Annotated in this window: 10 protein-coding genes and 1 pseudogene; 9 read left to right on the top strand and 2 right to left on the bottom strand. The window is 68.1% G+C overall.

All coding sequences use genetic code 11. The features are described from left to right. Positions 1-173: 173 nt before the first annotated feature. Positions 174-2,477, bottom strand: coding sequence for a phosphoribosylformylglycinamidine synthase subunit PurL (purL, locus tag HUN08_RS03150; RefSeq protein WP_124249033.1), 2,304 nt, complete (start codon positions 2,475-2,477; stop codon positions 174-176). Between the two features lie 288 nt (positions 2,478-2,765). Here purL and HUN08_RS03145 point away from each other — a divergent pair, with 288 nt between their 5' ends. The 6 genes from HUN08_RS03145 to HUN08_RS03120 are packed head-to-tail and all read left to right on the top strand — an operon-like array spanning position 2,766 to position 9,505. Continuing rightward, complete coding sequence (locus tag HUN08_RS03145; RefSeq protein WP_124249034.1) at positions 2,766-3,542, top strand: GntR family transcriptional regulator; 777 nt, start codon at positions 2,766-2,768, stop codon at positions 3,540-3,542. After that, positions 3,539-3,766 (top strand): ferredoxin family protein, encoded by a 228-nt coding sequence (locus tag HUN08_RS03140; RefSeq protein ID WP_124249035.1) that lies wholly within the window; start codon positions 3,539-3,541, stop codon positions 3,764-3,766. The genes HUN08_RS03145 and HUN08_RS03140 overlap by 4 nt, the downstream gene beginning before the upstream one ends. 48 nt (positions 3,767-3,814) lie before the next feature. Next, the gene (locus tag HUN08_RS03135) at positions 3,815-5,185 is read left to right on the top strand and encodes an ABC transporter substrate-binding protein (protein WP_124249036.1); all 1,371 of its coding nucleotides are present in this window, start codon (positions 3,815-3,817) and stop codon (positions 5,183-5,185) included. Beyond that, positions 5,182-6,051, top strand: a complete 870-nt coding sequence (locus HUN08_RS03130; RefSeq protein ID WP_124249037.1) for an ABC transporter permease — start codon at positions 5,182-5,184, stop codon at positions 6,049-6,051. Before HUN08_RS03135 ends, HUN08_RS03130 begins: the two co-directional genes overlap by 4 nt. Beyond that, positions 6,048-6,782 (top strand): ABC transporter ATP-binding protein, encoded by a 735-nt coding sequence (locus HUN08_RS03125; RefSeq protein ID WP_124249038.1) that lies wholly within the window; start codon positions 6,048-6,050, stop codon positions 6,780-6,782. The genes HUN08_RS03130 and HUN08_RS03125 overlap by 4 nt, the downstream gene beginning before the upstream one ends. Further along, on the top strand, positions 6,779-9,505 hold the full coding sequence (locus HUN08_RS03120) for a fumarate reductase/succinate dehydrogenase flavoprotein subunit (protein WP_124249039.1): 2,727 nt from the start codon (positions 6,779-6,781) through the stop codon (positions 9,503-9,505). The genes HUN08_RS03125 and HUN08_RS03120 overlap by 4 nt, the downstream gene beginning before the upstream one ends. Before the next feature lie 340 nt (positions 9,506-9,845). On the opposite strand, the pseudogene HUN08_RS03115 reads toward HUN08_RS03120, so the two are convergent. Then, positions 9,846-10,097, bottom strand: a pseudogene (locus HUN08_RS03115) (inositol monophosphatase family protein); the annotation flags it as partial. 293 nt (positions 10,098-10,390) lie between these two features. On the opposite strand from HUN08_RS03115, the gene HUN08_RS03110 reads away from it, so the two are divergent. From HUN08_RS03110 to HUN08_RS03100, 3 genes are all read left to right on the top strand, one after another. Then, a complete protein-coding gene (locus tag HUN08_RS03110; protein ID WP_301546856.1) occupies positions 10,391-11,005 on the top strand; it encodes an MspA family porin in 615 nt (204 codons plus the stop codon). A gap of 50 nt (positions 11,006-11,055) precedes the next feature. Then, positions 11,056-11,337: a hypothetical protein gene (locus HUN08_RS03105; protein ID WP_124248340.1), complete on the top strand. Its 282-nt coding sequence runs from the start codon at positions 11,056-11,058 to the stop codon at positions 11,335-11,337. Between the two features lie 707 nt (positions 11,338-12,044). After that, positions 12,045-13,646, top strand: coding sequence for a hypothetical protein (locus tag HUN08_RS03100; RefSeq protein ID WP_165353339.1), 1,602 nt, complete (start codon positions 12,045-12,047; stop codon positions 13,644-13,646). Positions 13,647-13,690 lie beyond the last annotated feature (44 nt).

The raw sequence follows: 13,690 nt of genomic DNA, 5'->3' as shown, positions 1-13,690 counted from the left end.
CATAGGGCTGGCCGGGCACCGGCTGGCCGTAGGGCTGCCCATAGGCCTGGCCGTACGCGGATTGGTCGCCGCCGTACGGAGAATTCGGATCCTGGGGATAGGACATGGAGTGAGTACCTCTGCAACTGGTCGAAGCCGGAACGCAGCGAGCGTACCCGATCGTCGGCCGGGTCTCAGACCGAGTGCAATCCCTCACCGAACAGGCGCGGGAGTGTCGCACCGTGGACGTCGCGCAGTTCGGCGAGCGGAATCGAGAACTGGTCCTGCACGCTCACATCGTCGGCTCCCTGATCGACGACGCCGATGCGCGTCCACGGCATCGACCGCGCGTCGAGCATCGAGCAGAAGCGCGACTCCTCGGTGCGCGGCACGGCGACGAGGACACGCCCGGCCGATTCGCTGAACAGCCACACGAACGGGTCGGCGTCTTCGGGCAGGATGATTCGGCAACCCGTTTCACCGGCGAGCGCCGACTCGATGACGGCCTGGATCAGCCCGCCCTCGGACAGGTCGTGCGCCGCGGACACCAGACCGTCGCGCGATGCCGCGACGAGGATCTCACCCAGGAGCCGCTCGGCCTCCAGATCCACCTGCGGCGGGACACCGCCGAGATGGTCTCCGGTGACCTGCGCCCAGATCGAGCCGTCGAATTCGTCACGGGTCTCGCCGAGCAGGATCAGCGTCTCCCCCGGCTCGGTGCCGAACCCGGTCGGGATGCGGCGGGCGACGTCGTCGATGACGCCGAGCACGCCGACGACCGGCGTCGGCAGGATCGGGGTCGCACCGGTCTGGTTGTAGAAGCTGACGTTGCCGCCCGTCACCGGGATGCCCAGCTGGGCGCATCCGTCGGCCAGGCCGCGCACGGCCTGGCTGAACTGCCACATGACCGCCGGGTCCTCGGGCGAACCGAAGTTGAGACAGTTGGTCACGGCAACCGGCGACGCACCCGACACCACCACGTTGCGGTAGGCCTCGGCCAGGGCGAGTTGCGCGCCGCGGTAGGGGTCGAGGTAGGTGTAGCGACCCGACGCGTCGGTCGCGAGCGCGATGCCGCGGCCGGTCTCCTCGTCGATGCGGATCATGCCGGAGTCGGCGTGCTCGGCCAGCACGGTGTTGCCGCGGACGTAGCGGTCGTACTGCTCGGTGATGAACGCACGACTGCACAGCGCCGGGGAGGCGATCATCGTCAGCGTGGTCGCACGCAGCTCGTCGCCGGACTTCGGCCGCGGCAGCGAAGCGCTGGTGTCGGCGATGACCGCGTCCTGCCATTCCGGCCGCTGTACCGGGCGCTCGTAGACCGGGCCCTGGTGGGCGACGGTGCGCGGCGGGACGTCGACGACGGTCTCGCCGTGCCAGTCTATGACGAGGTGATCGCCGTCGGTGACCTCGCCGATGTCGGTGGCGAGCACGTCCCAGCGGCGGCAGACGTCCATGAACTTCTCGACGTTCTCCGGCTTCACCACCGCGCACATGCGCTCCTGCGACTCGCTGGAGAGCACCTCGGCCGGGGTCATGCCCTCGGCGCGCATCGGCACCTTGTCCAGGTCGATGTGCATGCCGCCGTCGCCGGCCGCGGCCAATTCCGACGTGGCACAGGACAATCCCGCACCACCGAGGTCCTGGATACCGACGACGAGGTCCTCACGGTAGAGGTCGAGGCAGCACTCGATGAGGACCTTCTCGGTGAACGGGTCGCCCACCTGCACCGACGGGAGCTTCTTGCGGCTGGGTCCGTCCTCGCCGGTCTCGTCGAAGGTCTCCGACGCGAGCACCGAGACGCCGCCGATCCCGTCGAGGCCGGTGCGCGCACCGAACAGGATGATGCGGTTGCCTGCCCCCGACGCGAAGGCCAGCTTGAGGTCCTCGGTGCGCAGCACACCCGCACAGAGCGCGTTGACGAGCGGGTTGCCCGCGTAGCTCTCGTCGAAGACGGTCTCGCCGCCGATGTTGGGCAGACCCAGCGAGTTGCCGTAGCCGCCGACGCCGCGCACCACCCCGTCGACGACGCGTCGGGTGTCGGGGGCATCGGCCGCGCCGAAGCGCAGCTGGTCCATCACCGCGATCGGCCGGGCGCCCATCGCCATGATGTCGCGGACGATGCCGCCGACGCCGGTGGCCGCACCCTGGTACGGCTCGACATAGCTCGGGTGGTTGTGCGACTCGACCTTGAAGGTGACCGCCCAGCCGTCGCCGATGTCGACGACGCCGGCGTTCTCCCCGATGCCCGCGAGCATCTTGGACCGCATCTCCTCGGTGGTCGTCTCGCCGAAGTAGCGCAGGTGCACCTTGGACGACTTGTAGCTGCAGTGCTCCGACCACATCACCGAGTACATCGCCAGCTCGGCGTCGGTGGGGCGGCGGTGCAGGATCTCACGGATCCGCGCGTACTCGTCGTCCTTCAAACCGAGTTCGGTGAAGGGCTGGGGCTGATCGGGGGTCTGCGCGGCATTCGACACGGTGTCGAGATGGGAAGTCACGGTGACAAGTCTAAGCGAGGACGAATACCGCTTGATTCCGCCGATACCTCCCCGTTCGAGGGGCCACCCGACGGCTCCGTGCGGCGTACCTGTCGACGCGCGGGGTTTCGTGCGGGCTGAGTCCAATCCCGACGGGGATTGACAGGTGGCGCAATAGCGCGGAAGGTCCCCGAAACCGCTGGTCACCGTGCTTCGTCGCGACGCCGAGATGGCGTATTCGACGGGGCGTCACCGGAGGCGATTTTTCCCTCTCCACGGCGAGCGAAACCGTCATTACGCTGCCGTTTCATGTCATCCAGCCCACGCGTCACCCCGTCGGAGAAGCGCCGCCGCGCCGAGGACGCCCGCGTCATCGGCGACGTACTCCGGCGTGCCATCGATGCCGGCGAGACCACCGGCCAACTCGACGAGCGGGAACTCGTCGGCGAGTTCGGGGCGTCCCGCAACGCCGTGCGGGACGCACTGGCCAACCTGCGGGCCGAGGGCCTCATCGAGCGCACCCCGCGGGCGGGAACCCACGTCGTGAACCGCAAGGCCCCGCACGGACTGGACGCGCTGCGCGGACTGAAGGAAACCCTGTCCGGCCACGGGCAGGTCCGCAACGAAGTCCGGGTCGCGACCCTGGTGCGCGCCCCCGGAGCGGTCGCCCGGCGCCTGCGCCTCGCGGACGGGGCCGAGGTCGTCTACATCGAGCGGCTGCGGCTGCTCGACGACGAACCGGTCAGCCTCGACCTGACCTACCTCGTCGCCGATCTCGGCATCCCGATCCTGGGCCACGACCTGGAGAACACCGACGTATTCGCGTTGCTCGAGGAGGTCTCCGGGAAACGCCTGCACTCGGCCGACCACACCGTGAACGCCGCGGCACTCGACCCCCACTCGGCGGCCACGTTGGAGGTCGCCGCCGGATCACCCGCACTCCTGGTGGAACGCCTGACCTCCCTCGGCCCGGAGGCCCGGCCCGTCGACCTGGAATACATCCGCCTGCGCGGCGACCGGATCTCGCTGCACGCCACCGCCACCCGCGACCAGCCGGTCGCGCAGACCCCGGGAGACCACCGATGAGCCTCGTCAACAACCGCGTCGACGTGCCGGTCACGATCGACGAATCCCTGTGCATCGACGGCTGCACGCTCTGTGTCGAGGTCTGCCCCCTCGACTCGCTGGCCATCAAGCCGGAGACCGGCAAGGCCTACATGCACGTCGACGAGTGCTGGTACTGCGGCCCGTGCGCGATCCGCTGCCCCACCGGCGCCGTGACCATCAACATGCCCTACCTGCTGCGTTAGCCCTCCCGACCAGCCCACATCAACCAGCCCAAGCAGAGGACTCCTCCCATGCGCATATGCCCCACCGTCGTCGCCGCCATCCTCGTCGCGTCGGTCGCCGCCGCGACCGTCGGCTGCTCGTCGAAGGACTCCGACGCCGAGAAGGTCGTCGTCGGCTATCAGTCGAAGACGATCAACACCGTCACCGCCGGCACCCTTCTGCGCGCCCGCGGGGATTTCGAGAAGCGTCTCGCGCAAGCGGGTGAGAAGAACGGCAAGCGTTACCGCGTGGAATGGCAGGACTACGACACCGGCGCACCGATCACCACCGGCATGATCGCCGGCAAGATCGACATCGGCTCGATGGGCGACTACCCGATGTTGATCAACGGCTCCCGGGCCAACACGAACCCGGCGACCGCTACCTCGATCCTCTCGATCACCGGGTCGTCGCCGAAGGGATCGCTCAACAGCGTCGTCGCCAAACCGGATTCGCCGATCAACAGCCTGCGCGACCTGCGCGGCAAGAAGGTCTCCGCCAGCGTCGGCTCGGCCGGTCACGGGACGCTGCTGGCCGGCCTGAAGCAGGCGGGCATCCCGGCGACCGCCGTCGAGATCAGCAACCAGCAGCCGCAGGTCGGCTCGTCGGCGCTGGAATCGGGCAGCGTCGACGCCCTCGCGCAGTTCGTGGCGTGGCCGGGGTTGCTGGTGTTCCAGCGCAAAGCCAAGCTCGTCTACGACGGCGCCAACCTCGGCTACCCGACGCTGCACGGGGTCATCGCGCGCAACACCTACGTGAAGGACCACCCGGAGGTCGCCGAGGCCTTCCTGAAGGCGCAGCTCGACGCGACCAAGGCGTTGGCCGACGATCCGCTGGCCGCCGCACGGCTCGTCGCCACGAGCGCCGGGCTGCCCGCCGAGGTCGTCTACCTCTACAACGGACCGGGAGGCACCGACTTCAACCCAGCCATCAAGCCGTCCCTCGTCGACGCGCTGGGCGGCGACCGGCCCTATCTGACGTCGATCGGCTCCTTCCCCAACCCGGTTGACCTGTCCACCTTCATCAACGACAGACCACTCAAAGCCGCGGTGACGGCGACCGGCGGCGACTACCAGGCACTGCTGCACCGGCAGGGCAACGCGACAAGGGCCGACGCCGAGGTCTGGTACTCGGGCACCGCCACCGCCGAGGCCGATTCGGCCACCGCACTGCTGCGCCTGGTCAAAGCGGCCCGCGCCGCGAATCGGCCGGTGACCGCCGCCTACGTCACCGACCCGGTGACCGGGACGCGCTGGTTCGCCGACCACACGATCTGGTTGCGCGACGGCGACGAGTATCAGGCCTTCACCACCGTCGACGACCTCGACTCCTACCGGCGCGGCCACCCGGGCGCGGTGCGCGTCGACTACGACACCGCGGTGCGGGAGGTCCGGCCATGACCTCGACCGTGCTCGGCACGCCGAGCCGGGCCACCGTCGTCGAGTCGGTATCCCACGACGAGGCGCCCCGCCCCTCGTCGTCGACCCGGCGCACCTGGACGACCTGGCTGCTGCGTGCGGCGACGATCCTCGTCGCCCTCGCACTCTGGCAGTGGCTGGCGAGCAACGACATCGTCGCGTGGCTGAAGTTCGACACCATCCCGGCGCCCACCGAGGTCGCCTCGGCGTGGTGGGAGCGGCTGCACACCGCGCTGTACTACCAAGACCTGGGACAGTCCCTGCTGCGCATCGGCATCGGGTTCGGCCTGGCGACGCTGGTCGGGGTACCGACCGGTATCGCGCTGGGTCGATCCTCGGTCGCCGCGAACACGCTGGGCACGCTGACCGAGCTGGTCCGCCCCATCCCGGCCATCGCGCTGGTGCCCATCGCGATCCTGGTCTTCCCCAGTGACGAGGCCGGGATCGTGTTCATCACCTTCGTCGCGGCCTTCTTCCCGATCGTCGTGTCGACGCGGCACGCGGTCCGCGCCTTGCCGACCATCTGGGAGGACTCCGTGCGGACGATGGGCGGCACCCGGCGCGACGTCGTGCTGCGCGTGATCCTGCCGGGCATCACCCCGGGTGTCTTCAGCGGACTGTCCGTCGGCATCGGCGTCGCCTGGATCTGCCTCATCTCGGCGGAGATGATCTCGGGTCACCTCGGCGTCGGGTATCGCACCTGGCAGTCGTACACCGTCGTCGACTATCCCGGCGTCGTCGTCGGCATGTTGACCATCGCGGCCCTCGGCGTGCTCACGTCGGGCGCCATCGAACTCGCCGGGCGCCGCGTCACGCGGTGGCTGCCCCGCGGAGAGGAAAACCGATGAGTACCGCACTGGAAATCGAGGGGCTCACGCTGCGCCACGGCGCGCGCACCATCATCGACGACCTCGCCCTGAGTATCGACGCAGGAGAGATCGTCGTCGTTACCGGACCGTCCGGATGCGGCAAGTCGACGCTGCTGCGGGCCCTCGCCGGTCTGCGACCGCTCGACGGCGGCCGGATCCTCGTCGACGGCGTGCCCGTCGTCGGCACGTCGCGCGACCGGGCGATGGTCTTCCAGGACGACGCGCTGCACCCGTGGCGATCGGTGCGCCGCAACATCGAGCTGGCCCTGGGCCTGCGCGGCGTTCCGCGCTCGCAGCGGCGGGAGCAGGCGCTGACCTGGATCCGCGAGATCGGGCTCGACGGCTTCGCCGATCATCTGCCCAAGACCCTGTCGGGCGGGATGCGCCAACGCGTGCAGTTGGCGCGCGGGCTGGCCGGCGCGCCGCGCGCCGTCCTGATGGACGAGCCGTTCGGCGCACTGGACGCGCAGACCCGCTCCTCGATGCAGGCACTGCTGCTGCGCACCTTGGCGGCGCACCCGGCGACCGTCGTCTTCGTCACCCACGACGTCGACGAGGCCGTGCTCCTCGGCGACCGCGTCGTCGTCCTCGGCCGCGCGGGTGAGCCGGTGCGCGCCGTGGTCGACGTCAAAGGCGGCGACGGTTCTGCTCGCGCGATCATCGCCGACGCACTCCACCCGGCTGCGACCGAGCGGCGGGCGATCGCATGACCGAGACGACCGAGACAGCGACAACCGAGACGGGAGCCTTCATCGCCCCCGACCTCGCCGACGCACACCGACTCGACTGTGACGTGCTGGTCATCGGCGGCGGGACCGCCGGATCGATGGCCGCATTGACCGCAGCGGAGAACGGCGCCGACGTCCTCCTGCTCGACAAGGCGCACGTGCGGCACTCCGGTGCGCTGGCGATGGGCATGGACGGCGTCAACAACGCCGTCATCCCGGGGAAGGCGTCGCCGGAGGACTACGTCGCCGAGATCACCCGCGCCAACGACGGCATCGTCAACCAGAAGACCGTCTACCAGACGGCGACGCGCGGCTTCGCGATGATCTCGCGGCTGGAGCGCTACGGCGTGAAGTTCGAGAAGGACGAATACGGTGAGTACGCGGTGCGCCGCGTGCATCGATCCGGCTCCTACGTGCTCCCGATGCCGGAGGGCAAGGACGTCAAGAAGGTCCTCTACCGCGTGCTGCGGCGCAAGGACATGCGCGAGAAGATCACCATTGAGAACCGGCTGATGCCCGTGCGTGTGCTCACCGAAAACGGTCGCGCGGTCGGGGCGGCCGCCCTGCACACCCGGACCGGCGAGTTCTACGTCATCGGCGCGAAGTCGGTGATCCTGGCGACCGGCCCGTGCGGACGGTTGGGACTGCCCGCGTCGGGCTACCTCTACGGGACCTACGAGAACCCCACGAACGCCGGCGACGGCTACTCGATGGCCTATCACGCGGGGGCCGAGCTCAGCGGAATCGAGTGCTTCCAGATCAATCCGCTGATCAAGGACTACAACGGTCCGGCCTGCGCCTACGTCGCCAACCCATTCGGCGGCTATCAAGTCAACGCCGAGGGCGACCGCTTCGTGGACTCCGACTACTGGTCGGGGGACATGATGAGCGAGGTGCGCAAGGAGATCGAATCCGCGCGCGGACCGGTTTACCTCAAGGTCTCGCATCTGCCGACGGAGACTCTCGACACCCTCGAATCGATCCTGCACACCACCGAGCGGCCGACGCGCGGCACCTTCCACGCCAACCGCGGCCACGACTACCGCAGCCACGACATCGAGATGCACATCTCCGAAATCGGGTTGTGCAGCGGCCACTCCGCGTCCGGGGTGTGGGTCGACGAGAACGGCGCCACCACCGTCGACGGGCTGTACGCCGCGGGCGATCTGGCATGCGTGCCGCACAACTACATGATCGGCGCGTTCGTCTACGGCGAGCTGACCGGTCAGCATGCGAGTGACCGGGCTCGGGATGTCGAGGCGCCGGGCGAACTCCCATCCGATCAGATCGCGGCCGTCCACGAGCTGATCTACCGGCCGTTGCGCCATCCGGACGGTCCGCCGCAGCCGCAGGTCGAGTACAAGTTGCGCCGCTTCGTCAACGACTACGTCGCACCGCCGAAGACCTCGACGAAACTGGGCATCGCGGTGGAGACCTTCGAGCGGATGCGCACCGAGATCGAGCAGATGGGTGCGCGCACGCCGCACGAGCTGATGCGGTGCGCCGAGGTCCACTTCATCCGGGATTGCGCCGAACTCGCCTCACGCAGCTCGCTCACCCGCACCGAGAGTCGGTGGGGGCTGTACCACCAGCGCGACGACATCCCCCAGCGCGACGACGAGGCCTGGGGCTACCACCTCAACGTGCGCAAGGGGGACGACGGGGAGATGGTCTTCCTCGGCCGCCCGGTGGCGCCGTACCTGGTTCCGGTCGACGAGCTGAATCACATTCCGCCGCATGACCGTTCGGTGATCGCGATCGACGAGCCGGTGGCCCGGACGGGACCGGCCTCGGGTGCGGCGGTCGCACCGCGGGCCGACGTCGCCGCCGACGACTCGACGCGCGAACCGCTCTCCCCGCGCATCGTCGAACTCATCGCGCTGGACTCCCCCGGCCTCGAGGAGCTGGCCTCCTACCTGGACGACGCGGACCCGACGGTCCGCCGCACCGCCATCGCCACCCTCACCGAGGTGGCTCCGGACGGATTCGAGAACGCACTCGCGGCGTCGTTGGGAGATGCCGACTCCGGGGTTCGCCGGGTCGCGGTCGAGTCGTTGCGCGAATTGGTGGAGATCCTCGCCGACAAGCCGGAATTCGTCGCCGCACTGCGCGATTCGCTGGAGTCAACCGACCCGCAGGTGCGCGCCGGGGTGCTCGACGTGCTGCGCGCGCTGCATGCCGGCGACGCCGAGCTGTTCTCCGACTTCCTCGACGACGAGCACCACCGCGTCCGGATCGAGGCGGTTCGCGGACTGGTGTCGCTCGACGCGGGGTCCCTGATCACGCGCGCTGCCCGCGACGCCAACCGCGAGGTGCGCGTCGTCGTGGCCGGCGGACTCGCGACCGTCGGCGCCGAGTCGGAGACGATTCGGGAACTCGCCGTCGACCCCGATCCGCTGGTGCGGGCCGCCGCGTTGGCGGCATTGGCCGTCGTCGGGAACGACGCCGACGGCGCCCTCCTCCGCAAGGCGTTGCGCGACAGTGCCTGGCAGGTGCGGAAGGGGGCCGCGACCGGGCTCGCAGTCGCCGTCGACGACGCCGGAGTGGAGGCGTTGACAAAGGCGGCCGCCGATCCGCACGGAGACGTGCGCAAGGCCGCGGTGCAAACCCTGCGCCCGTACGCCGACCGGCCGGAGGTCGCCGAAGTCATGGTCGCCGCCCGCGATGACGAGGACGCCGACGTCCGCGCCGCCGCCCGGTTGTGAGTACCTAGAACCGGTGGTCGGAACCGGTGGTCGAGTGGGTTCGAGCCGCAAGGCGAGAATCCGTATCGAGACCTCGCTACAAGGGCTTTCGGACGACCGACCAGTCTCGCGTTTTGCCAGGTTTGGCGTTGCGGCGGATCTACGGTGAGCGTCGCAGCGAACCTACGATGAACGTGGCAGCGAATCTACGATCTGTGTAAGAGCAGGCTCGCCCAGGATGTGTCGCTGCCGGCGACGTCGGTCACGGCCTATCTGGATCTCCTCAATGAGGTCGGTCTCACAAGCATCCTGCCTCCCTGGACGCCGGCCTGACTAGAAACAACTTGCATCAACGGCGTCATCAGTCAGTGACGTCCGCACTCTCCGCGATGGCCCCGACGATCTTCTCGGCCAACTCCGGCCGGCACATGATGAGGTTCGGGAGGTAGGTGTCGCGCCGGCTGTAGATCAGCGACGAACCGTCGATCCGGCTGCACCACAGCCCCTTTGCCTGCGCGACCGCCACCGGCGCCGCCGAGTCCCACTCGTACTGCCCGCCACCGTGAACATAGGCGTCGGCCTCACCCCGGACGACGGCCATCGCCTTCGCCCCCAGCCGACCGGCCGGAGGTCGCCGAAGTCATCTGATTACGCCGCCGGGCGGGTCTATACCTGCTTCGACGCGACCCCCGGGGTCCTCGGCCTCACACCCAAAATGAAGGGCCTGGCCCCGCAGAGGGACTAACGTCCCGCAGCTCGACCCAACATGTCCGCTGAACTGCGGAAACGATGAACGAAATCGGTCATTTTGGATCACACATATCGTGCATGATCAATAACCATGTGTGATGGTGTCATCCACTGATTCGTTCTACGAGGGGAAGAACTGTGCAGCGGGGGAAGCTCGTGGCAACACTCATCGGTGTCGCCACCACCGTCACGATGGTCTGCGGCGTGACCGACGCCGATGCGGCGAATTCGTTTGCTGATCGGTCGATCGTGCGGGTCACCGACGACGGATGGCGCATCACCCTGGCCAAGAAACACGAACGCGTGCACAGTGTGCCGCCGTTGGATCAATCCCCGTGGACCCGTGAAGGATTCCTCACCCTGCGCGGCAGCATCTCCATCACCGGCACCAGCCACATCCCCGTCAACGCCGGCACCCTCAGCTCCGGGTTCCACATCGCCTGCAACACCGACATCTCCTCCGGCGTCTCCCTGGGCGTCCTGGCCGGCCCCACCGCCCAAATGTCGATCTCCTACCCACCCGCGGCCATCATCGGCGTCCAAGCACTCGGCAACATCTCCACCACCCTGCGCCCCGGCGCCGTCTACGACATCCCCTTCGGCACCAAACCCCTCACCGGCCCCAAAGCCGGCCTCGGCCTCGAAGGCGTCCACATCAAAGTCGCCGGCTGCCTAGGCCCGGTCTCCCTGCGCGCCTACACCCGCATCGCCCTGTCCACCCCCACCAACGACGACACCTACCACCTCTACGGCCAACCCCACTACCTCTAACCCCCCCCCCCCCCGACCGCCCGGCCGCTCTCACGCCAAGGACACCCGCCATGAACAGCACCAACAACGGGCACCACACCGGCAACAACGAACACCCCGACGCGACGACACCATCGGGGACGGCCGTACCCACGACCACCCTGCTCTTCCTCGCGATCGGCACCCTGCTGCTCATCGCCTGCGCCGCCGCCCTGCCCCACCTCACACACTGGTCCGACCAATACGGCAACATCCCCGTCTTCCTCGGCTTCTTCCTGCTCATGTCCCTGGCCGGCCGCTGGTTCTGGACCGGCATCGACGCCATCCACGCCGCCATCACAGGCAACCGATGACCACCAACCAACCGGCATCACGCCGCCTCACCGTCGCCCTTGCCGCACTACTGGCCCTGGCCACCACCGCCGTCGGGATCGTGCTCGCCGCAATCCTGCTCACCACCAACCCGCCAGCACCCGCCCACGCCGACGCACTCTGTGACCAAATGCGCCGCGAACACGGCCCCTACTGGCCCTGTATCAACGTCCCCACCTACACCCCGCAACCCACACAAAACACCCCACCACCCACCACCACCGCTCCCGGCAGCCCCGGAACCGGCCCCAACGCCGGCGCCGACCCCGGACCAGGCCCCGGAACCGGCAACGGCAACGGCACACCCATCATCCCCGTCCCCGGCTACCGCGCACCCCGACTCCCCGGACAACAACCACCCCCACCACCACACCCGACCGGGCAACAACCCGCACCACCGGCAGCACCCTGGCGACCCACACCTCCACCGACAACAAAACGACCCGCGGCGCGCACCCCGGCACCACCGACACCGCTACCGACGCCCGGCCCGACTGTTGTGCCCACACCGCGCGTCCCGCCCGCCGAACACTCCCGTACGCCATCAATACCCACGTGGGTGTGGCTGATAGCCGGTGCGGCCGCAATGGTGGGAGCCGCCCGTCGGGCGCCAAGTGCCCGGCGTCGAGCCGGGGCCGTGGTGCCTGACCGGGCTCCTGACGATTCGCCGCCGGATCAGCAGCTTCACATGATCAATCCGCCGCCGTCCGACAGTCCGGGCGAAGCAAGCCCCGCGCCAGAGCAGCCGGTAGAACCGGAGAACACACCCATCAGAAGGTGGCGGGGAGGCGGCGGCACCGGTCTGAGGCCCAAACCAAACCCCAAGCCGCAGAAGGCACCCGGTCCGCAGCCCAAGCCGAAGCCAAACACCAAGCCAAAGCCGAAGCCGGCCCGACCGTCGCCATGGCCCTGGAATTGGGAGTCACCGTGGCTGCCCTGGGCGCGCCCGAAAGTGCCCGATGCCATGCAGTGGCTGGTTGAACGCTACCGGGAATATCGGGCCTTTCGCGGCCGCAATCCCTTCTACGGGGACACCTGGTCAGCACAGGAACTCAAAGATCACTGGGATTACATCGAGGACGAATGGATCACCGAGTTGGAGCGACGGCTCCACGAAATCCCCGACCGCAAGCTTCGCGAAGAGATCCAGAAATACATCGATGAACTTCGACAGCTGTTCAAAGACGAGTACCGGATCAGGAAGCAGAACGAAAAGAACCGACGTGATCGGGAGCGTGAATCGCCGCAGCCCCCTGGAGACGACCCAACTCCCGCACCCCAAGAAGAACCCGCACCATCTACCCCTGGCGACGACCCAACTCCCATACCTCAAGAAGAACCGGCACCACCTACTCCTGGCGGCGAGCCCGTACCGCCGATCGGTGACCCCCCGACACAGGATGTCCCCGATGACCCTGACGGCGATCAAGAGCAAACACCTCGATACCCGCCGGGTGTCGAGCAGCGTCCGCCAGAGTTCGAGAAGCGCCGCAACCCCGAGCCGAAGGATGAGAACGACGACGCGGCCAAGCATCGGCGCCCGAAGGCACCGTCGCTGAATCCACCCAAACCGCCGTCGGTGACCCCACCCGAGGCACCGTCGGTGGAGAATCCACCTCCACCGCAGGCTCCCGAGGCGGTACCGCCGCCGATGAGGCCGGGCACGCCCGAAGCCGACCAGTTCCTCCGCGACATCATCGCCAAAGCGATCGATGATTTCGCCAAGGAACTGGAAGAGTTCGGTGACAAGCTCAATCCGCCGGCCGGTGACCTACCAGCGGAGGGTTTCGACGACGATACCGTTAGGGAACGGGCGCGTGACCTCGTGAATCAAGCAGCGGACTACGCTTGGTACCTCGCGTTGCAGGCCGCGATCAATCCCCACTTCAGAGCGTGGCTACAGGCAGCTATCCGCGGCACCCATTCCCACTCGCTACTCGAAGCGCTGTTGAAAACCCACGTGCTGCCACATGTGGAGGCGTGGCTCGGTCCCGACATCAAGTTGTACCTAGAGGAGTCCATCGATGGCGGTAAAGTTCGCGAGGACGGTAAACCGATCAGCTGGGCGAAACGCGGGGAGTCAGGCAGCAAGCGACCAGACGTGATTCTGACGCGAATCCTTGAGGGTGGTGTCGAGGACGTGCTCGCCGTGTTGGATCTGAAGACCGGTGACGCCAAGATCAATAAGGCTTGGGAGCGAGCGGTCGCCGCGGCCCTCGGCATCGCCGAAGGTGAGATCGGCAAGTTAATCAAACCGGTCAATCCACTTCCGCTCGGTAGCCGCCAATGACAATCATGGCGGCGACACCGGGGCGGGTCATGCTCTCGATGAGA

Source organism: Gordonia sp. X0973 (assembly GCF_013348785.1).
Classification (GTDB): domain Bacteria; phylum Actinomycetota; class Actinomycetes; order Mycobacteriales; family Mycobacteriaceae; genus Gordonia.
The sequence above is the reverse complement of the archived record's forward strand: the minus strand, read 5'-3'. Positions and strand labels throughout refer to the sequence as shown.